This window comes from Achromobacter sp. Root565, assembly GCF_001427425.1.
Taxonomy (GTDB): domain Bacteria; phylum Pseudomonadota; class Gammaproteobacteria; order Burkholderiales; family Burkholderiaceae_B; genus Achromobacter; species Achromobacter spanius_D.
Window position 1 is genome coordinate 3,602,286 of the sequence record NZ_LMGO01000001.1, and the last position, 19,715, is coordinate 3,622,000.

Genomic DNA, 19,715 nt, shown 5'->3' on the forward strand with positions numbered 1-19,715 from the left:
AATGCACCACCTGACCCGGTGCATGCGCCTCTATCGCGGGTTGGGCGCGGTTCCTATATTGGGGTTGTCCGCAGCCGATTTGTAGTTTTTCTCCGGCGCGGTTTCACGCAACCTGAGCGATAAGGAGCGATGACATGGATAAGGACCGCATCAAGGGCGCCGTCAAGGAAGTGAAGGGCGCCGTGAAGGAAACGGCCGGCAAGGTGACCGGCAGCACCAAGACCGAGGCAGAAGGGAAAATCGAGAAAACCGAGGGCAAAGTGCAGCGCAATGTGGGCGAGGCCAAGGATCAGGCACGGGACTTGCTGGACAAGTAATCGCGGCTGCCAATTGGCATGACCCGCAACGTCCAACGAAACGCCCGAAGGAGAAGAAAATGACCCACCGTATTTGGCTTGCGATGCTGCTTGCGATCTCCGCCGTGACCGCCGGCTGCAACACGATGGAAGGTGCCGGTAAGGACATCGAACGTGGCGGGGAGAAGATCCAGAACCAGGCCAAGTAGGGGCTGGCTGCCTGCATCGAAGGGTCGGCGCGTTGACGGCGCGCCGGCCTTTTTTCGTTAGCGCGAAAACCCGCGCGCCGCGATTTCCCAGATATCTTCCACCACGCCATCGCGCACGACCACCAGCCCGTCATGCAGGTTGAACGTGGGATCGACATGCGACGGCACCAGTCGCAGCACCGCACCCAGATCAGGCGCCTGCGCCCCCGGCTCCACGCGGACCACGCCGTGTTCGTCGTTGATGGCGGTGTAGGTCAACCCCGGTTCGCCGAAGATGGCGGGCGGGCCGCATTCGGCGGTGGTGGACTTCAGACCCGCATCGAGGATCACCCGGTCGGGCGCCGGCTTGCTCATGACGGTGGCCAGCACGAACAGGCTGTTTTCAAACGCTAGCGGGCCGTCCCATTCGTTCGCGCCGTAATCCCCATCCATGAAGGCATAGGAACCGGCCTGCAATTCGGTGTAGACGCCGCTGGCCGCATCGAATTCGGCGCTGCCCGTGCCGCCACCGGTAATCGTGTCGCAGGCGATGCCGCTTTCGCGCAGCAACTGCGCGTAAGACGCCGCAATGCGCGCCGCCTGGCGGCAGACCTCGGCGCGCTCTTCGCGTGTGCGGTAGTGCTGCACTGACCCGTGATAAGCCTGCAAACCGGCGAAGTTCACGCCGGGCAGGTCGCGCGCCTGCTGCGCCAGCGCCAGCACGAGGGCGTCGTCCGACACGCCGCACCGGCCCTGGCCGACGTCCACTTCCACCAGCACGTCGATCTGCGCGCCCGCCTGCACCATGGCCTGCGACACCTGCGCCAGGTTGTGTGCGTTGTCCACGCACACGCTGACCTTCGCCACGCGTGCCAACTGCCCCAGCAACGCCAGCTTGGCGGGGCCGACGACTTCGTTGCTGATGTGGATGTCCTGGATGCCGGCAGCCACAAAGGGCAGGGCTTCGCTGACCTTCTGGCAGCAGATGCCGCGCGCGCCCAGTTCAAGCTGTCGCAACGCGATCTGCGGACACTTGTGCGCCTTGGCGTGCGGCCGCAGCGCGACGTCGTGGCGGTCGGCCCAGGCCTGCATCGCGCGCAGGTTGGCCTCGAAGGGCGTCAGGTCCAGCACCAGGCTGGGCGTATCGACGCGGGCCAAGGGATCGCCCGGCTGCGCGGGCGGGGGCAGCGCAATGCCGCGTATGACTTCCTGGGACATCCTGATGACTCCGTAGTCTGACTGCTTGAGAGGTAACACGCGCATAACCAAAGCGGGACCACCCATAACCAAACGGGCGATGCACCCCCAGGTAAACGATAGCCCCGTAACCATTGGCTACCAGTGGGCGGCATGACAGAATTTCATCATGAAAACGGCCCCCAAGGGGAGGCCCATTTCCGGCGTGGCAATGCTGCCGCGCCGGCGATGACAAGACGACCCACGTCACCCGACAGACCTGTCAACAAGTACCGGAGAAGCTCGCATGAAACTCAAGCACTGGATCACCGCCCTGACCGTCGCGGTCGCCGCCGTCGGCGCCACCAGTTCGGCACAAGCCCAGCAGTTTTTCCGCATCGGCACGGGCGGCACGGCGGGCACGTACTACCCGATCGGCGGCATCATCGGCAACGCCGTGTCGCAACCCGGCAAGCTGATCGCCACCGCGGTCGCCTCCAACGGGTCGGTCGCCAACATCAACGGCATCATGGGCGGCTCGTTTGAAGCCGGCTTCACGCAGTCGGACGTGGCGTTCTGGGCCTACAGCGGCACCGGCACGTTCGAAGGCAAGCCCAAGGCGCAAGACCTGCGCCTGATCTCCACGCTGTATCCGGAAAGCATCCATCTGGTGACGCGCAAGGGTTCCGGCATCAAGGGCGTGGCCGACCTGAAGGGCAAGCGCGTGTCGATGGACGAGCCGGGTTCCGGCACGCTGGTCGACGTGCGCCTGATCCTGGGCGCGTACGGCATGACCGACAAGGACGTGAAGGCCGAATACCTGAAACCCAACCAGGCGGGCGACAAACTGAAGGACGGCGGCCTGGACGCGTTCTTCTTCGTGGGCGGCGCGCCTGCCGGCGCCATCGCTGAACTGGCCTCCACGGGCAACATCGAGCTCGTGTCGCTGGTGGGTCCGGAAATCGACGCGCTGCGCGCCAAGCAAGAGTTCTTTACGCCGGATGTCATCACCGCGAACACGTACCAGAACATCCCCGAGGTCAAGACCATCTCGGTGAATGCGCAGATGGTGACGTCCGCCAAGATTCCCGAGCAGACGGTGTACGACGTGACCAAGGCGCTGTACAGCGACGCCACGCGCAAGACGCTGGACGCCGGCCACGCCAAGGGCAAGCTGATCACGCGTGAAAACGCGACGAAGGGCGCGGGCATTCCGTTCCATCCCGGCGCCGAGAAGTTCTACAAAGAAATCGGTTTGATCAAGTAACTCGACCCCGACGCGTCTGCGGCGCCTACTGTTGGCGCCGCATCTGAGCAGGGCCGCCGTCGCGCGGCCCTGCTTGTTGAATCATCTTGAGAATCACCGCGATGGAAATCGATCACGAGAAAACCCAGAAGCTGGCGGAAAAGTACGATTCGGAAATCCGCTTCCGGCCGCTGGACAAGACTGCCACGTGGATCGTCTCGGGCCTGCTTGTCAGCCTCTCGATCTTTCATTACTACACCGCCGGCTTCGGCCTGCTGCGCGAGGCGACGCACCGCGGCGTGCACCTGGCCTTTGTGCTGAGCCTGATCTTCCTGGTGTTCGGCTTTTCCAAGTCGCATTACCAGCGCGAACCCAAGTCGACCTGGTATGCGCCGGGCGGCATTCCGCTGTACGACTGGATCATCGCGATCGCGCTGGCGCTGTCGGTGCTGTACATCCCGTACATCTTCGAGGACCTGGCGTTCCGCGTGGGCAATCCGCTGCCGCAGGACGTGCTGATGGGTTCGATCCTGCTGATCGGCCTCCTGGAAGCCACGCGGCGCGCCATGGGATGGCCGCTGCCGATCATCGCGCTGGTGTTCATGGCGTACGCGATGTTCGGGCCGTACTTCCCCGGACTGCTCAAGCACGCGGGCAATACGTGGTCGCAGGTCGTCAACCATATGTATCTGACCAGCCAGGGCGTGTACGGCGTGGCGGTGGGCGTCGTGGCGACCTACGTGTTCCACTTCGTGCTGTTTGGCGTGCTGGCCACCCGCATCGGGCTGGGCCAGTTGTTCCTGGACGTGGCCTCGACCGTGGCGGGGCGTTACGCGGGCGGGCCGGCCAAGGTGTCGGTGTTCGGCTCGGCGATGTTCGGCATGATTTCGGGGTCTTCGGTGGCCAACGCCGTGACGGTGGGGTCGCTAACCATCCCGGCGATGATCCGCGTGGGCTATCCGCGCCATTTCGCGGCAGGCGTGGAAGCCGCCAGCAGCACGGGCGGGCAGATCACGCCGCCCATCATGGGCGCGGCCGCGTTCCTGATGATCGAGTTTCTGGGCATTCCGTACCAGCAGATCGCCATCGCGGGCATTTTTCCGGCGTTCCTGTACTTCTTCGGCATGTTCATGCAGGTGCACTTCGAGGCCAAGCGCGAAGGCCTTCGCGGGCTGACCGCCGAGGAAATGCCCAAGCTCAAGCAGTCGTTCAAGATGCGCTGGCCGACGCTGATTCCGCTGGCGATGCTGATCGGCATGCTGGCCAGCGGCCGCACGCCGTATCTGGCGGCCTTCGCGGGCATCACGGGCTGCATCGTGGTGGGCATCCTCAATCCGTACACGCGGCTGCGGTTGCGCGACCTGTACGAAGCCTTTGAGACCGGCGCGAAGTATGCGCTGGCGGTCGGCGCGGCCGCCGGCACGGTGGGCATCGTAATCGGCGTGGTGACGCTGACGGGCGTGGGCTTCAAGATCTCGTACATCGTGATCGCCGCCTCGCAGGCGCTGGCAGCAGGCGCGGCATTCTTCCTGCCCGAGGCGTTGACGGACATGCAGTCGCTGACGCTGATCGCGGCCTTGGTGATGACCGGCATCGTCTGCATCCTGATGGGCTGCGGCGTGCCCACAACCGCCAACTACCTCATCATGGTGGCCGTCGCGGCCCCGACGCTGGTGCAGCTGGGCGTGCAGCCCATCGCGGCGCACTTCTTCGTGTTCTATTTCGGCATCCTGGCGGACATCACGCCCCCGGTGGCGCTGGCCGCGTACGCGGCGGCGGGCATGGCGGGCAGCGATCCCTTCAAGACCGGGAACACGGCGTTCCGGCTGGGCATCACCAAGCTGATCGTGCCGTTCGTCTTTGTGTTCTCGCCGTCGCTGCTGATTTCGGTGCAGGGGTTCACCTGGTACGAGTTCTTCGTGACCCTGCTCGGCTGCATGGTCGGCCTGGTGCTGCTGTCGGCGGCCCTGTCGCGTTTCATGCTGGTCGGCATGAAGAGCTGGGAGCGGTGGCTGTGCACGATTGGCGCGCTGCTGACGATCATTCCGGGTCTGGCCAGCGGCATCATCGGGTTGGTGATCTGCATCCCGGTCTTCATCCGCCAGCTGGCGGGCCTGAAACTGGAGAACGCGCCCAAGGTGGCGTAACGCAGGACGCCTGGAACAAAAAAAAGGGGCGGACCCACGCGGGAACGCCCCTTTTTGCTGAATCAGCCATTTTGCCCGCATTTGGGTGCAAAATAGGCGTCCTTGCGCGCAAGGTGACGTAGTACAACACCCGCCTTTTAGTCGGTTGCCCGGCAAATTAAATCGGCGTAAAGTAAAATTCATGTTTGCTGGTCTGCCGATATGCGGGCCGACTGTGCAAACAGGCACAAACTGCGCCATATGTTCGATATCCTGGTCTATCTGTTCGAGAATTACTACACGCCTCAGGCCTGTCCTGCTGCCGATGTGCTCGCCAAGCGGCTCGCCGCTGCAGGTTTCGAGCACGAGGACATCGACGACGCGCTCGGTTGGCTGTATGGCCTTGCCGAGACCACCGAACGGTGCGTCGACCTGGCCCAGGCTCCCACGTCCGGAACCCGGATCTACACCGATAACGAATACCAACAGCTCGGCACCGAGTCCATCGGCTTCATCGCCTTTTTGGAATCGGCCGGCGTGCTGCCCGCGCCCCTGCGCGAGATCGTTATCGACCGAGGCCTGGCCTCGCCGGAAACGCCCGTGCCGCTCTCCAAGATCAAGATCATTGCCCTCATGGTTCTCTGGAGCCAGGAAGCCGAGATCGACAATCTGGTCCTCGAAGAGCTGCTCGACGAAGAAGGCGGGCGCCTGCTGCATTGAGCACGCGTTCCCGCGCCACGCTTTTCCACCCCTCAGCCCGCGCCTGATCGTGCGGGCTGAAGTCTTGTCTACGTCCCCTTGAATTACGTTGGCCGCTTCGCTCCCAGTCCCAGCGGACCGCTGCATGCGGGCTCGCTGGCGACCGCGCTGGCAAGCTGGCTGGACGCGCGCGCGCAGCGCGGGCGCTGGCTGCTGCGCATTGAAGACGTGGACACGCCCCGCACGGTGGCGGGCGCGGCGGACGTCATCATGGGGCAGTTGCAGGCGCTAGGGCTTGTCTGGGACGGTGAGATCGTCTGGCAGTCTCAACGAAACGAGGCCTACCAGGCCGCGTTCGACGCGCTTGCCGCGCAGGGCCTGATCTATGGCTGCGGCTGCACGCGGCGCGAAATTGCGGATTCTGCGCTGCGCGGCCAGACCGCACCGGGCGCCGATGGCGAAAGACCTTATCCCGGCACCTGCCGCCACGGTCTGCCGCCCGGGCGTGAGGCGCGGGCGTGGAGGTTGCGCGTGCCCGAAGGCGTGGAACACTTTGACGACCGCTGGCTCGGGCCGCAGGAGCAGGATGTGGCGCAGGCCGTCGGGGATTTTGCCCTGCGGCGGGCCGATGGGTTGTGGGCGTATCAGTTGGCTGTCGTGGTGGACGATGCCGTGCAGGGCGTGACGGATGTGGTGCGCGGGGCCGACCTGCTCAGTTCCACGGCGCGTCAGCGCGTGCTGGGGCGCCTCTTGGGATTGCCGCCGTTGCGCTACCTGCACGTGCCGTTGATACTTGATCCCGCCAGCGGTTTGAAGCTGTCCAAGCAGAATGGGGCGCCGGCGATCGATACCCGCGCGCCCCTGCCGACCCTGCAAGCCGCGTGGGCGGCATTGGGATTTGCGCCGCTGCCCGCTGCGGATGTCGCGTCATTCCTGCAGGACGCCACCGCGCGCTGGGCTGCGCGGTTTCCGGGCTGATTCCGGCGTCCGCACGATTCGCGGACTGCATGCCCCGCCGGCCTGAGCCGGCCGGGCCGTTTACAAGGGCTGCAGATCCGCCCCCAGCATTCGCACCAGCAACGCTTCCCCGTCGTCGGCCACGCGCAGTTCGCCGAAACGCGCAACCTCATAACGCGCCGCTTCGCCTTCCGGGAAGAACCACGCATTGGTCACGATGCGCACGCCATTGCCGCGGACGCGATAGCGCAGCGGCACTTCGGTTTCAGCGTGCGGATGCACGTCGGATTGGATGCGCACGGCTTGCGCGACGCCGCGCGCGTCCTGGGTCAGCATCACGTAGCCGTCGGGCTCGTACCCCATGACGCCGTCCACGTCGGGGCGGTCGCCGCCCAGCCGCAGGCGGGTCACCTCGCGTCCGGCCGCGAAATTCAGCGCCATGTAGTCGCCCTGCATGAGCGAACGCGGATCGACCGGGGCCAGCTCAAGAATGACCACCTTGCCCGAGGCCAACAGCTTCTCGCGCTCCCAGATGCCAAAGTTGGCCGCCGCAAGCACCAGCGCCAGACCGCCCAGGATGGCCGCCGTGCGCCAGCGCAGGGCGGGGGACACCGGCGGCATCGGGCGCAGCTGCGCGGGCGTCTGCGTGCGCATCAGGCGCGGCACCAGCCACACTGCGGCCCGCAGCACGAACAGCAGGACCGCCGCGCCGCTAAGCCACAGCGCCTTTTGCAGCAGCGGCAGCTCCAACTGGTAGTAATAGACGCCCAGGTAAGCCAGCAAGCTGGCCGCGCCAAAGATCATGACGCGCGACTGGTTCAGGCCGAAGCCCAGCAGCAGCCACGTCAGGGCGAATCCGACGCCCGGACTGGGCAGCCAGAACAGCGCCAGCAGCAGCAGACCGATCGGCACGCCCCATGTGACGCCCCCCGTCAGCAGGCGGCGGCGCGGCCACAGGACGGCCAGCGCGGCGGCCACGGGCAGCAGCGCGCCCGCGACGATCAGCACAGCGGTTCGCGGCGCCAACTGCCAGATGGCGGGCAATTCAATGACGGAGATGCCGCTCGCCAGCCAGACCATGCCTTGCACAGACAGCAGGAAGGCCCACGCCAGCGGCTGCAGCGCATGGCCGCGCCGCGCGCCCACGCGGTGGCTGACGGTAAGGATGACGGCGGTGGCCCACGCGCCGATCACGCCGATGGGCAGCCACAGGAAGGTGGCCCGGGTCGCGTCGAAGCGGATCCAGGCGTCCATCAGGTCTTCCTGCATGAGGTCGGGCGACAGGCCGCGCCAGATCAGCGCCGCGCTGGCCAGGGCGATCAAGAGGCCGCTGAGGAACCGCAGGATCACGTCGGGCCCCAGCGCATAGACCGCGGCCGCCATCAGCAGCACGAAGAAGCTGGCGCTGGCGAACGAGGTCGAATCGGACAGCCCGAAAATGATGAGGATCTGCCCCGTGAAGGCCATGGCCGTGCCGCATTGCCGCCAGAATGGACCGGCGTCGCTGCGCAGCACCGCCACGCCCGCGGCGCACAGCACCAGCCCGGCGACCAGCGCGCCGCCTTCGGTGGTGATCAGATTGGAAAACGCGACGAACAGCAGCAGGAGCAGAGTGGCCAGCCAGGCGGACAGGCCCAGCAGGCACTGCACGTACCAGGGGGGCTCGGCGCGCGGCACGGCGGCGGGGGCAAGCTGCGCGACGGGCGCGCTGGAGTCGGCGGGATCCACGGCATTGCCTGCCGACGCGCCGGCAGGTTCGGCGTCAGCGGCGGGTATGGGGACCGGCGCTTCGTTGCTGAGGCCACGCAGCCAGCGGGCGGCCACGACGGCCTCGGCCATGAGCAGTGCGGCCAGCGGCAGCGCCGCCCACACGCCGGGCTCCAGCCGCCACAGCCATTCGCCCACCACACGCAGCGACACGCAGATGACGCCGGCAGCCAGCATGGCCAGGATGACGAGATCGCGCCGTCCGCGCTGATAGTAAAGACCCAGGCCCAGCGTGGCGGCGACCCACGCAATGCCGTTGTAGGTGCCCAGGCCGCCGACGATGGAATCGCCGAACATCAGGGCCAGGACCAGCACGCTGATCGCGATGGCGGCCAGGATGCGCGGTCCGAAGACCGTGCTGGCGCGCCAGCGGCGCGCGGCCATTTCCCAGCCAAACAGCATCAGCAGGTTCAGGGCGGCCATGACGAGGCTGGGCAGGCCCGGGCCGCCGAAGATCATCAGCCAGGTGAAGACGCGTTCGCCCAGCCACAGCGCGGCCGCAAGATTGAGCACCAGCGCCCACAGCAGCCACACCGCCTGGCTGCCCGCGGCAAGCGCCCACGGCAGCAGCAGCACTGCCCACCAGGCGAACAATTCCCAGGTATCGGCACCCGTCTGATATGTTTGACCCAATAGCGCGAGCAGGGCGCCGAGCAGAATGCCGGCCAGCGCCAGCAGCGCGCCAGGTATGCTGCGTCGCACCCCGGGCCGGGCGCGCAAGCGCAATCCGGACCACGCGGCCGCCAGCGCGCACACGGCCAGAAGACCCTGCACACCGGCAAAGCGCTGCATTTTTGTCATGTCCTGCCAATTGGCGGCAACCCAGCAGACGGCGGCGCTGCCTAGCAGCAAAACCCCTAGCCACAAGGTGCTTCGCGACAAAAATTGACGCCAAGCGTGCAGTTCGGATCCCGCTTGTCTTTCAGTGCCGACTTGCATCTGGCGAATCTCCGATCTTATTATCCGCGCTGATACGGCGGGACTACCGCCACTGGATACACATGAATAAAACGCTGATTATTGCCGAGAAGCCCTCGGTGGCCCTTGATATATCACGCGCCTTGGGAGGCTTTGCGCGCGAGGGCGACTATTTTGAAAGCGAACGTTACGTTCTCGCTTCCAGCATCGGCCATTTGCTCAGCTTGGTCGCGCCCAACGATCCGGTCAAGGGAAAGTGGAGCTTCACGCACCTGCCCGTGATTCCGCCCGCGTTCGAATTGGGCCCGACCGACAAGAAGTCCGCCGAACGTCTGAAGCTGCTTGTCCGCCTGGCCAAGCGCAAGGACGTGGACGCCATCATCAACGCCTGTGACGCGGGACGTGAAGGCGAACTGATCTTCCGCTACATCGTTCAATACGCGGGCGTGAAGAAGCCGATTCAGCGCCTGTGGCTGCAGTCGATGACCCAGGCCGCCATCCGCGAGGCCTTCGCCAACCTGCGCGACGATACGCAGATGAAGCCGCTGGAAGCCGCGGCGCGCTCGCGCGCCGAAGCCGACTGGCTGGTCGGCATCAACGGCACGCGCGCCATGACCGCCTTCAACAGCAAGGACGGCGGCTTCTTCAAGACACCGGTCGGCCGGGTGCAGACGCCCACGCTGGCCATCGTGGCCGAACGCGAAGAGCGCATCCGCCGCTTCGTGCCGCGCGATTACTGGGAAGTGCGCGCCACCTTCGTCGCGGCCGCCGGCCTGTACGAAGGCCGCTGGATCGACCCGCAATTCAAGAAAGACGACAAAGATCCCGAAAAGCGCGAATCGCGCCTGTGGTCGGCCGCCGCCGCGCAAAGCGTGGTGGCCGCCTGCCGCGAGCAGCCCGGCAGCGTGACCGAAGAATCCAAGCCGTCGAGCCAGATGTCGCCGGCCCTGTACGACCTGACGTCGCTGCAGCGCGAGGCCAACGGCCGCTTCGGCTTCTCGGCCAAGACCACGCTGTCGCTCGCGCAGACGCTGTACGAACGCCACAAGGCGCTGACCTATCCGCGTACCGATTCGCGCTACCTGCCCGAGGATTACATCAGCACGGTGCAGGAAACCATGCGCGCGCTGGCCAAGGGCGGTTCCAACGCCGTGGGCGGCCTGTCGCGCCATGCCGACACCGTCGTCAGCCAACAGTGGGTCAAACCGAACCGCCGCATCTTCGACAACAAGAAGGTGTCGGATCACTTTGCGATCATCCCCACGCTGCAGATCCCGCACGACCTGAGCGAAGCCGAAGCCAAGCTCTACGACCTGGTGCTCAAGCGCTTCCTGGCGGTGTTCTTCCCCGCTGCGGAATACCGCGTCACGACGCGCCTGACCGAAGTGCAGGGGCATCGGTTCCGCACGGACGGCAAGGTGCTGGTCAATCCGGGCTGGCTGGCCGTGTACGGCAAGGAAGCCCAGGGCGAAGACGCCAACCTGGTGCCGGTGGCGGACGGCGAGACCGTGCGCACGGAAGACATCGAAGCCGTCGGCCTATCGACCAAGCCGCCGGCGCGCTTTAACGAAGGCACGCTGCTGTCGGCCATGGAAGGCGCCGGCAAGCTGGTGGACGACGAGGAACTGCGCGAGGCCATGTCCGAGCGCGGCCTGGGCACGCCGGCCACGCGCGCGGCCATCATCGAAGGCCTGCTCAACGAAAGCTACCTGCGGCGCGAAGGCCGCGATCTGGTGCCCACCGCCAAGGCGCGCCAGCTGATGACGCTGCTGTCGGGCCTGGATGTGGCCGAACTGACCTCGCCCGAACTCACCGGCGAATGGGAGCACAAGCTCAAGCAGATCGAGCAGGGCGGACTGGGCCGCGAGGCCTTCATGCGCGAGATCGCGCAGATGACGCAGGTCATCGTCAAGCGCGCCAAGGAATACGAGCGCGACACGGTGCCGGGCGACTACGCCACGCTGACCACGCCGTGCCCCAAGTGCGGCGCGGTGGTCAAGGAAAACTACCGCCGCTTTGCCTGCACGGCCTGCGACTTCTCGATCGGCAAGCATCCGGGCGGCCGCACGTTCGAGCTGCCGGAAGTCGAAGAACTGCTGGCCAAGCGCGAGATCGGTCCGCTGCAAGGCTTCATCAGCAAGATGGGCCGGCCGTTTGCCGCCATCCTGCGCATCAGCGATGAGTACAAGCTGGAATTCGACTTCGGCCAGAACGACGAAGACGACAACGAAGCGGTGGACTTCTCCGGCCACACGTCGGTGGGTCCATGCCCGAAATGCCAGTCGCGCGTGTTCGAGCACGGCATGAGCTACGTCTGCGAAAAGTCCGTCGGTCCCGAGAAGTCGTGCGATTTCCGGTCGGGCAAGGTCATCCTGCAGCAGGAGATCTCGCGCGAGCAGATGGAAAAGCTGCTGACCAACGGCCGCACCGATCTGCTGGACGGCTTCGTCTCCAGCCGCACGAATCGCAAGTTCAAGGCGTTCCTGGTGCGTCAGCCCGACGGCAAGGTGGGATTCGAGTTCGAGCCCCGTCCCGAGAAGCCGGGCCGCGCGCGTGCGCCGGCCAAGACGGCAACGAAGACCGCCACGAAGACGGCGGCCAAGACGGCTGCGAAGAAGGCGCCGGCCAAGAAGGCGGCCACTAAGACGGCTACCAAAACGGCCACTAAGACGGCAACCAAGACCGCCGCCAAGAAGGCCGTGAAAAAGGCTGCGCCGAAGAAGACCGCCGCGTAATCCGCGCTGCGCCGTACGACCGAACGCCCGGGAAACCGGGCGTTTTCCATTGTTGGGCAGCAATCGCTGGGGTATTGTTGACGCCAAACAGCTGCAACCCAGACACTTCGAGGACGACATGACCCGTAGCTCCGACTTCACCACCCGCCGCCGCGTGCTGGCTGCCGCGTCCGCCTTTGCCGGCATCAGCCTGCTCAACGGGCGCGTCGTTTTCGCACAGCCCAAGCTGGGCAAGGTCGTGTACGGCCAGGGCAGCATCGACCCCTTTTTCGCGGCCGGCTACGTGGCGCTGAAGAAGGGCTTCTTCGGAGAAGGCGGGCTGGAGGTCGAGTACCTGAATTCGCAGAGCGGCCCGCGCACCAACCAGCTGCTGGCCGCCGGCCAGATCGTGTTCGGCGCCACGGCGGCCACCGCCGCGCCCGCGCTGACCATCGCGGGCAAGCCCGCCGCGCTGGTGTTCGGCTTTGACCGCAAGCTGACGTATGCCAATGTCATCGTGCGCCGCGAAGACTTTGAAAGCGGCAAGATCAAGTCGATGAAGGACCTGGCGGGCAAGCGCGTCGGCGCGACGCAGCCGCAGTCCAGCACGTGGCTGATGGCGCTGTACCTGATGCAGAAGGCCGGTGTGGCCGACAAGGTCGACATCCGCCCCCTGGGCGATCTGGCAACGATGCTGGGCGCGCTCAAGACCGGCTCGGTCGCCGCCAGCATGGCCACCATGTCGATGATGGAGCAGGCGCGCCAGGAAGGCTGGGGCGTGCCGATCTTCGATGCCACCACGGAAGCGTCGTGGAACGAGTTCATGGGCGGCGACGTGCCGGGCATCGCGGCGCTGACGCTGCAGGACACCATTCAGAAGCGCCCCGAGGTCGTGCAGGCCTTTGTGACTGCGATGGTCAAGGCGCAGGACTTCATCACGGCCAACAGCGCAGCCGCCATCACGGACGTGATCTACGACGATTACCTGAGCGCCTTCCCGCGCGCCGCCATCGAGAAGACGCTGGGCGTCTACAAGGAGACGGTGTTCCTGAAGGACAACATCATCACCGAGGACGCGTACAACCGCATGACGGCCATCATGGGCGACGGCCGCCAATTCTCGAATGAAGAAATCAAGACCGTGCCCTACGCCAAGTGCGTGAACATGAGCTTCGTGCGAAAAGCCCGGGGCCTTTGATGATCACGCTGGACAAGGTAGGCAAGGCGTACCAGTCGCGCCAAGGCACGACACACGCCGTCGGCGAGGTCAGCCTGACCATCAACGAGGGCGAATTCGTGTCCATCGTCGGGCCGTCAGGCTGCGGCAAGAGCACGCTGCTGAACATGATGGCGGGTTTTCTGCGTCCCACCACGGGCACCATCAAGGTGGATGGGCGTGTGGTGGATGGGCAGGTGCCGCCGGCGCTGGGCTACATCTTCCAGAAGGACACGCTGCTGCCGTGGTTCAGCGTCAGGAAGAACGTGGCGCTGGGTTTGAAGTTTCAGGGCGTGCCGGCCGATCGCATCGCAAAGCGTGTCGCCGAACTGCTGGAACTCGGCCACCTGAGCGCCTTCGCCGACGCCTTTCCGCATCAGTTGTCCGGCGGCATGCGGCGGCGCGTGGCGCTGCTGATGAGCCTGGCGGTCGAGCCGCGCATCCTGCTGCTGGACGAGCCCTTCGGCGCGCTGGACACGCATACCAAAACGCACCTGCATCGCGAGCTGATGGAGATCTGGCGCAAGCTGGGCCAGACCATCGTGATGGTCACCCACGATCTGGACGAAGCCATCCTGCTGTCCGATCGCGTGGTGGTGCTGTCTGGCCCGCCCAGCCGCGTGCTGCTGGACGAGCGCATTCAGATCCCGCATCCGCGCGACGTCTTCACGCTGCGCGAAACGCCGCAGTTCGTCTCCCATGTGCAAAGCCTCTGGAGCGTGCTGGGCCAGCAGTTCCGCGCCGCCGCCTGAACCGATACGCGTCATGACCTCGATTGATACCGCCGACTCCCTGCAGGACCAGCTACGCCTGGACCGCCGCGCCGCCGTCGCGCGCCGTGTGCGCATCACCTTGTGGCAGGTCCTGATCCTTGCCGTCATCCTGGGCTCGTGGGAAACGCTGACGCGCATCCCGTGGTTCACCCAGAACACGCTCTTCGATCCCTTTTTCATCAGCCAGCCCTCGCGCGTGGCCGTGCGCCTGTGGGAATGGCTGCAGCCCGGGCCGCGCTCGGTCTGGCCGCATCTGTGGCTGACGCTGCAGGCCACTCTTGTTGGTCTGGTCGTGGGCGTGGGCAGCGGCTTCGTGGTGGGCATGACGCTCAGCCGCAGCCGCTTTCTGGCCGACGTGTTCAACCCGTTCATCGTGGCGTTCAACTCCATGCCGCGGATCGCGTTCGTGCCGCTCATCACGATGTTCTTCGGGCTTGGGCTGGCGTCCAAGGTGGTCACGTCGTGGTTCGTCGTGTTCTTTCTGGTGTTCTTCAACACCTACAAGGGCGGGCGCAGCGTGGAACGGGAACTGGTCGACTTCTGCCGCACGCTGGGCGGCTCGCCGCGCCAGATCCTGTGGCGCGTGCGTATTCCGACGGCGGCGGCGTGGACGTTCGCCGCGCTGCCCAATGCCATCAGCTTCGCGCTGATCGGCGTGGTGCTGGCCGAGTTCGTGGGATCGACCACGGGCATGGGCTACCTGATGATCACCGCGCTGGCGACACTGAACGCCACCGACATGTTCGCGGCGGTGACGCTGCTGTCGATCGTCGGCATCGCGCTGGTTTATTGTGTGACGTGGATTGAACGGCGGCTCTTGCACTGGGCGCCGGAGTTCCGGGAATGAGCGAGGCCCATTAATGAAGACACTTCCATATCTGCGCAATTTCGACCTGACGGGACAGGTGGCGCTGGTGACCGGCTCGGCCCGCGGGCTGGGCTTTTGCATCGCACGGGCGCTGGCCGGCTGCGGCGCGCGCGTGCTGATCAACGGCCGCAATACCGACGCGGTCAACGCGGCGGTGGCTGAACTCACCGGCGCGGGACTGGACGCGCATCCGCTGCCGTTCGATGTGAGCAACGACGCGGCGACGGCAGAGGCCTTCGAACGCATCGACAGCGAGCACGAGCGCCTGGACATCCTGGTGAACAACGTGGGCGCGCGCAATCGCAAGACGCTGCGCGACACTACCCCGGCTGAAATCCGCGAGCTGATCGATACGGATCTGGTGGCCGGCATGCTGCTGGCCAAGTTCGCGGCCGAGCGCATGATGCGCCAGGGCGGCGGGCGGCTGATCGCGATTACCTCAGTGGTGGGCGAACTGGCGCGCGCGGGCGATGCGGTGTATCCCGCAGCCAAACAGGGCCTGACCGGCATGGTGCGGGCGCTGGCGGCGGAGTTCGGCGGGCATCACATCACCAGCAACGCCATCGCGCCGGGGACGTTTGCCACGGAGACCAATGCGGAGATGGTCGCGGACCCGCAGTTCGGGCCGCGCGTGGCTGCACGCAATCCGACGGGTCGCTGGGGAGAGCCGGAGGAAATCGCGGGCGCGGCGGTGTTCCCGGCTTCGCCTGCGGCGTCGTATGTGAATGGCCACGTGCTGGTGGTGGACGGCGGGCTGTCGATTCAGTTTTGAAGACGGTGCGGGTGTCTGAAATCGTCATGAACCGCGCTGGCGCCGGTGTCTGACACCCTGGGGGGATAATCGTCAGCCTGCAGCACCGTCGCAGCGGGTGTCAGACACCTAAGGAAGCGCAACGCCTCCACGGGGGTCAGATACCTCTAGGCAAGGAGGATCGCGTGGAGCCGCCGCCAGGTGTCTGACACCCGCATGAGCAGCTCTGCATATGGCGCGGCCGTCTCATGGGTGTCTGACACCGACTTGTTCAGCGGTGTCTGACACCCTGGGGGGATAATCGTCAGCCTGCAGCACCGTCTCAGCGGGTGTCAGACACCTAAGGAAGCGCAACGCCTCCACGGTGGTCAGATACCTCTAGGCAAGGAGGATCGCGTGGAGCCGCCGCCAGGTGTCTGACACCCGCATGAGCAGTTCTGCATATGACGCGGCCGTGTCATGGGTGTCTGACACCGACTTGTTCAGCGGTGTCTGACACCCTGGGAAGATGATCTCCAGCCTGCAGCAGCGTCGCAGCGGGTGTCAGACACCTACGTTGGCAGACACCCGCTCCGGCAAGTTCTCAGGTCGTCTCGTCCTGATACCAGACGCCTTCGGCCAGCATCATCTTCTGGTGACCATGCCCCGCAGGCATCATCGGGAAGCAGTTTTCCTGCGCCGTGACCGCCACGTCCAGGAAATACGGGCCGTCATGCGCCAGGCATTCGGCCAGCGCCGCATCCAGCTTGGCGGGGTCATCCACACGTGCCGCCCCCCAGCCGAAAGCGCGTGCCAACGCCACGAAATCCGGCAAGGACGCGTTGTAGCTGTGGCTGTAGCGGCCGCCGTGGATCAGTTCCTGCCATTGACGCACCATGCCCATGTAGCCGTTATTGCACAGCACGACCTTCACGGGCGTCTCGTGCTGCATCGCGGTGGACAGTTCCTGGATGTTCATCAGCACCGACGCGTCGCCGCTGACGCAGACCACGGTCTTGTCCGGGTGCGCGACCTGCGCGCCGATGGCGGCGGGCACGCCGTAACCCATGGTGCCTGCACCGCCCGACGTCAGCCAGCGGTTCGGCCGGTCAAAGCGCAGGTATTGCGCGGCCCACATCTGATGCTGGCCCACGTCCGTCGACACGATGGCATCGCGATCCGCCAGCGCGGCGTTCAGGCGCGACATCAGGTGTTGCGGCAGGATGGCGTCGGGCGCGGGCGTATAGCCCAGGCAGTCCTGCGCGCGCCAGGCGTCGATGCGCTTGAACCAGGGCGCCAGGCGCGCGGCCTCCAGCGGCGTGTCGCCCAGCTCGGCGCGCAGCGCGCGCACCAGCGGCAGGCAGTCGCCAACCAGCGCCACATCCACGCGCACGACCTTGTTGATCGAGGCGGGGTCGATGTCGATATGGATCTTGCGGGCGTGCGGGCAGAACTCCGACAGCTTGCCGGTGATGCGGTCGTCAAAGCGCGCGCCGATGCAGACGACGAGATCCGAGTTGTGCATGGCGAGATTGGCCTCGACCGTGCCGTGCATGCCCAGCATGCCCACGAATTGCGGGTCGGACGCGGGGAAGGCGCCCAGGCCCATCAGCGTCAGCGTGCAGGGCGCGCCGGTGTGGCGCACCAGATCCGTGAACGCCTCGCAGGCCTCGGGGCCAGCGTTCACCAGGCCGCCGCCGCCGTAGAAGATGGGCCGCTTGGCCTGCGCGATCAGCGCGGCGGCGCGGCGCACGGCCGACTGCGGCAGTTTGGCCGCCAGTTTGCCGGACTGGCGGCGCGCGCGCAGCGCGGCCAGCTTGTGCTGCGACGGCGCGTCCAGGCCATCGCTCTCGCGCGGCACGGCAAGCTGCACGTCCTTGGGAAAGTCCACCAGCACCGGGCCGGGGCGGCCCTGGCGCGTCAGTTCAAACGCACGGGCCGTCACGCTGGCCACGTCGTCCACCGCACGGATCTGGGTGTTCCACTTGGTGACGGAACGCGAGATGCCGATGGCGTCGCATTCCTGGAAGGCGTCGGTGCCGATGGCCGCCGTGGCCACCTGACCGCTGATGCACAGCACCGGGATCGAATCGCACATGGCGTCCAGGAGGCCCGAGGTCGTGTTCGCCATGCCGGGGCCGGAAGTCACGAACACCACGCCCGTGCGGCCGGTGGTGCGGGCATAGCCTTCGGCGGCATGCACGGCGGCCTGCTCGTGGCGCACCAGCACGTGGCGCAGCCGCGGCTCGGCGTACAGGGCGTCGTACAGGGGCAGGACCGCCCCGCCCGGATACCCGAAGACCGTGTCGACACCGTGCGCAATCAGCGTGTCGAGCAAAATCTTCGCCCCGTTTTCAGGGGCGGTTTCGGTGGCGGCAAGCGCGGCGGCGGCGGTGGGGTGCAGGCGATCGTTCATGCTATCCATCTTATTGGTAGATCCGAAGAATTTTTATCTTCTTTTCCACGGATAACAGGCGAACGGAGTAAATTCATCTTTGATTTGGAGGAATCAAAGAAAATGAACCTCGACAAGTTCGACTTGGCCATTTTGAAGGTACTGCAGGACAACGCGCGCGCCAGCCTGAACGACATCGGCGCGGCGGTCGGTTTGTCGTCCACGCCGTGCTGGAACCGCATCAAGCGCATGGAAAGCGCCGGGGTCATCCGCGGTTACACGGTGGACATCGATCCGGCCAGCCTGGGCTTCATGGATACGGTCATTGTCCACGTGACGCTGGAAAGCCACAGCGAAGAGACGCTGTACGAATTCGGGCGCGCGCTGGCGCAAATCCCGGAGGTGCTGGAGGCGTTTCTGGTGTCGGGCGACTACGACTATTACATCCGCATCGCCGTGCGCGACACCCGCGACTACGAGCGATTGCTGCGCGAACAGCTCTACCGCATCCCCGGCATCCGGCACAGCAAGTCCTGCTTCGTGCTGCGCCGGCTGAAGGAGACCAAGCTGCCGCTGACGGGGCCCGGGCTGGCGGCGTAGGCCGGCGCAGGCGCCACGGCCAGCATGCCAACGTCCTTAGCGCAGCACGTAGTCCACCGGCTCCGCCGGTTCCGGCAGGGGCCGCACGCCCAAGCCTTCGAGCAGGTCGATCTCGATCACGCGGGCCAGCGCCGACAGCGGCAGGTCGTTTTCGTCGGCACCAAAGGGATCCTCCAGCTCGTCGCCCAGCGCGTCCAGGCCGAAGAAGGTGTAGGCGACGATGGTCACCGCGAGCGGCGTCAGAAACTCCAGCGTGCCCACCAGGCCGAAGGGCAGCAGCAGGCAGAAGAGCCACGCCGTGCGGTGCAGCAACAGGGAATACGCGAACGGACAGGGCGTGAACTTGATGCGCTCGCAGGCCGCCTGGATCGCGGCGCACTGCGCCACGCGCTGGGTCAGGCCCTGGTACAGGATGTCAGTCAGTTCACCACGCCGCAGGCACACCGCCAGGTCACGGTTGATGGACATGAGCAGCGCATCGGGCACGTTGCGGCAGCCGGCCAGCGTGTCGAGCTCGTCCTGCTGCACCCACGGGCGCACCGCCTCGACCATGTCCTGCCCGCGCAGCCGCGCCGCCAGGCCGTAGGCAAAACCGATGCAGCGCCGCACCAGCCGTTCCTGCACGGGATTGGCGGTGCTGGCCGCCAGCAGCACCGCGCTTTCGCGCGCCAGGCTGCGCGCCTGCACAACGAGGTCGCCCCACTGCTTGCGGGCTTCCCACCAGCGGTCATAGCAGACGTTGTTGCGAAAGCCCATGAAGACGGACAGGGCCAGGCCGAACAGCGAGAACGGTACCGCGGTCAGGTGCGCGGGCGAGAAGAACTGGCGGTGGTACATCCACACCACCACGCAGGAGAGCACCGTGATGACGATGATCCTGCTGAGGATGCGCGGGATGATGGAACCGCGCAGTACAAAGAACAAAGCCAGCGCGGAGGGCCGCGGACGGACGATCATGATGAATATCAAGCAAGGGACAAGGCGGCGCTCACTATACGCCTGTCATCGCGCAATAAAGCCGCCGATATAATTCTGTTTCGTCTCAC

16 protein-coding genes are annotated in these 19,715 nt (G+C 65.8%); 12 read left to right on the forward strand and 4 right to left on the reverse strand.

Features of this window, described 5'->3' with window-relative positions; translation table 11 throughout:
- The first annotated feature begins 134 nt into the window (after positions 1 to 134).
- Both ASD71_RS16025 and ASD71_RS16030 read left to right on the forward strand, forming a co-directional pair.
- Positions 135 to 317, forward strand: a complete 183-nt coding sequence (locus ASD71_RS16025; protein ID WP_056565837.1) for a CsbD family protein — start codon at positions 135 to 137, stop codon at positions 315 to 317.
- Positions 318 to 376: 59 nt separating this feature from the next.
- Complete coding sequence (locus ASD71_RS16030; RefSeq protein ID WP_056565839.1) at positions 377 to 505, forward strand: entericidin A/B family lipoprotein; 129 nt, start codon at positions 377 to 379, stop codon at positions 503 to 505.
- A gap of 57 nt (positions 506 to 562) precedes the next feature.
- Here the strand turns inward: ASD71_RS16030 and ASD71_RS16035 are convergent, their stop codons facing one another.
- The gene (locus tag ASD71_RS16035; protein WP_056565842.1) at positions 563 to 1,702 is read right to left on the reverse strand and encodes a DSD1 family PLP-dependent enzyme; all 1,140 of its coding nucleotides are present in this window, start codon (positions 1,700 to 1,702) and stop codon (positions 563 to 565) included.
- Positions 1,703 to 1,967: 265 nt separating this feature from the next.
- Here ASD71_RS16035 and ASD71_RS16040 point away from each other — a divergent pair, with 265 nt between their 5' ends.
- The 4 genes from ASD71_RS16040 (at position 1,968) to gluQRS (ending at position 6,709) form a co-directional block, all read left to right on the forward strand.
- Positions 1,968 to 2,927, forward strand: coding sequence for a TAXI family TRAP transporter solute-binding subunit (locus ASD71_RS16040; RefSeq protein ID WP_056565843.1), 960 nt, complete (start codon positions 1,968 to 1,970; stop codon positions 2,925 to 2,927).
- Between the two features lie 101 nt (positions 2,928 to 3,028).
- Positions 3,029 to 5,053, forward strand: coding sequence for a TRAP transporter permease (locus ASD71_RS16045; protein WP_056565846.1), 2,025 nt, complete (start codon positions 3,029 to 3,031; stop codon positions 5,051 to 5,053).
- 240 nt (positions 5,054 to 5,293) lie between these two features.
- A complete protein-coding gene (locus ASD71_RS16050) occupies positions 5,294 to 5,752 on the forward strand; it encodes a DUF494 family protein (protein WP_056565848.1) in 459 nt (152 codons plus the stop codon).
- A gap of 78 nt (positions 5,753 to 5,830) precedes the next feature.
- A complete protein-coding gene (gene gluQRS / locus ASD71_RS16055; RefSeq protein WP_056565851.1) occupies positions 5,831 to 6,709 on the forward strand; it encodes a tRNA glutamyl-Q(34) synthetase GluQRS in 879 nt (292 codons plus the stop codon).
- Between the two features lie 60 nt (positions 6,710 to 6,769).
- Here gluQRS and ASD71_RS16060 read toward each other — a convergent pair whose 3' ends face one another.
- Positions 6,770 to 9,394 (reverse strand): GDYXXLXY domain-containing protein, encoded by a 2,625-nt coding sequence (locus ASD71_RS16060; RefSeq protein WP_056565854.1) that lies wholly within the window; start codon positions 9,392 to 9,394, stop codon positions 6,770 to 6,772.
- 62 nt (positions 9,395 to 9,456) lie between these two features.
- Between ASD71_RS16060 and ASD71_RS16065 the strand changes: the two genes are divergently transcribed.
- The 5 genes from ASD71_RS16065 (at position 9,457) to ASD71_RS16085 (ending at position 15,716) form a co-directional block, all read left to right on the forward strand.
- Positions 9,457 to 12,108, forward strand: a complete 2,652-nt coding sequence (locus ASD71_RS16065; RefSeq protein ID WP_056565856.1) for a DNA topoisomerase III — start codon at positions 9,457 to 9,459, stop codon at positions 12,106 to 12,108.
- A gap of 118 nt (positions 12,109 to 12,226) precedes the next feature.
- Positions 12,227 to 13,285, forward strand: coding sequence for an ABC transporter substrate-binding protein (locus ASD71_RS16070; protein ID WP_056565859.1), 1,059 nt, complete (start codon positions 12,227 to 12,229; stop codon positions 13,283 to 13,285).
- Entirely contained in the window at positions 13,285 to 14,055 is a 771-nt protein-coding gene (locus ASD71_RS16075) for an ABC transporter ATP-binding protein (protein ID WP_056565862.1), read from the forward strand. Before ASD71_RS16070 ends, ASD71_RS16075 begins: the two co-directional genes overlap by 1 nt.
- Before the next feature lie 13 nt (positions 14,056 to 14,068).
- Positions 14,069 to 14,923, forward strand: a complete 855-nt coding sequence (locus ASD71_RS16080; protein ID WP_056565864.1) for an ABC transporter permease — start codon at positions 14,069 to 14,071, stop codon at positions 14,921 to 14,923.
- 13 nt (positions 14,924 to 14,936) lie between these two features.
- Entirely contained in the window at positions 14,937 to 15,716 is a 780-nt protein-coding gene (locus tag ASD71_RS16085) for an SDR family oxidoreductase (protein ID WP_056565867.1), read from the forward strand.
- A 562-nt stretch (positions 15,717 to 16,278) separates the two neighbouring features.
- Here the strand turns inward: ASD71_RS16085 and ilvB are convergent.
- A complete protein-coding gene (gene ilvB, locus ASD71_RS16090) occupies positions 16,279 to 18,099 on the reverse strand; it encodes a biosynthetic-type acetolactate synthase large subunit (protein WP_156395157.1) in 1,821 nt (606 codons plus the stop codon).
- A 93-nt stretch (positions 18,100 to 18,192) separates the two neighbouring features.
- Between ilvB and ASD71_RS16095 the strand changes: the two genes are divergently transcribed.
- On the forward strand, positions 18,193 to 18,669 hold the full coding sequence (locus ASD71_RS16095; protein WP_056565870.1) for an Lrp/AsnC family transcriptional regulator: 477 nt from the start codon (positions 18,193 to 18,195) through the stop codon (positions 18,667 to 18,669).
- Positions 18,670 to 18,705: 36 nt separating this feature from the next.
- Here ASD71_RS16095 and ASD71_RS16100 read toward each other — a convergent pair whose 3' ends face one another.
- Positions 18,706 to 19,626 (reverse strand): bestrophin family protein, encoded by a 921-nt coding sequence (locus ASD71_RS16100; RefSeq protein WP_056565873.1) that lies wholly within the window; start codon positions 19,624 to 19,626, stop codon positions 18,706 to 18,708.
- Positions 19,627 to 19,715 lie beyond the last annotated feature (89 nt).

Coding starts and splice junctions, on each gene's coding strand:
- ASD71_RS16025 (WP_056565837.1), top strand. CDS start 135: ATGGATAAGGACCGCATCAAGGGCGCCGTCAAGGAAGTGAAGGGCGCC.
- ASD71_RS16030 (WP_056565839.1), top strand. CDS start 377: ATGACCCACCGTATTTGGCTTGCGATGCTGCTTGCGATCTCCGCCGTG.
- ASD71_RS16035 (WP_056565842.1), bottom strand. CDS start 1,702: ATGTCCCAGGAAGTCATACGCGGCATTGCGCTGCCCCCGCCCGCGCAG.
- ASD71_RS16040 (WP_056565843.1), top strand. CDS start 1,968: ATGAAACTCAAGCACTGGATCACCGCCCTGACCGTCGCGGTCGCCGCC.
- ASD71_RS16045 (WP_056565846.1), top strand. CDS start 3,029: ATGGAAATCGATCACGAGAAAACCCAGAAGCTGGCGGAAAAGTACGAT.
- ASD71_RS16050 (WP_056565848.1), top strand. CDS start 5,294: ATGTTCGATATCCTGGTCTATCTGTTCGAGAATTACTACACGCCTCAG.
- ASD71_RS16060 (WP_056565854.1), bottom strand. CDS start 9,394: ATGCAAGTCGGCACTGAAAGACAAGCGGGATCCGAACTGCACGCTTGG.
- ASD71_RS16065 (WP_056565856.1), top strand. CDS start 9,457: ATGAATAAAACGCTGATTATTGCCGAGAAGCCCTCGGTGGCCCTTGAT.
- ASD71_RS16070 (WP_056565859.1), top strand. CDS start 12,227: ATGACCCGTAGCTCCGACTTCACCACCCGCCGCCGCGTGCTGGCTGCC.
- ASD71_RS16075 (WP_056565862.1), top strand. CDS start 13,285: ATGATCACGCTGGACAAGGTAGGCAAGGCGTACCAGTCGCGCCAAGGC.
- ASD71_RS16080 (WP_056565864.1), top strand. CDS start 14,069: ATGACCTCGATTGATACCGCCGACTCCCTGCAGGACCAGCTACGCCTG.
- ASD71_RS16085 (WP_056565867.1), top strand. CDS start 14,937: ATGAAGACACTTCCATATCTGCGCAATTTCGACCTGACGGGACAGGTG.
- ilvB (WP_156395157.1), bottom strand. CDS start 18,099: ATGGATAGCATGAACGATCGCCTGCACCCCACCGCCGCCGCCGCGCTT.
- ASD71_RS16095 (WP_056565870.1), top strand. CDS start 18,193: ATGAACCTCGACAAGTTCGACTTGGCCATTTTGAAGGTACTGCAGGAC.
- ASD71_RS16100 (WP_056565873.1), bottom strand. CDS start 19,626: ATGATCGTCCGTCCGCGGCCCTCCGCGCTGGCTTTGTTCTTTGTACTG.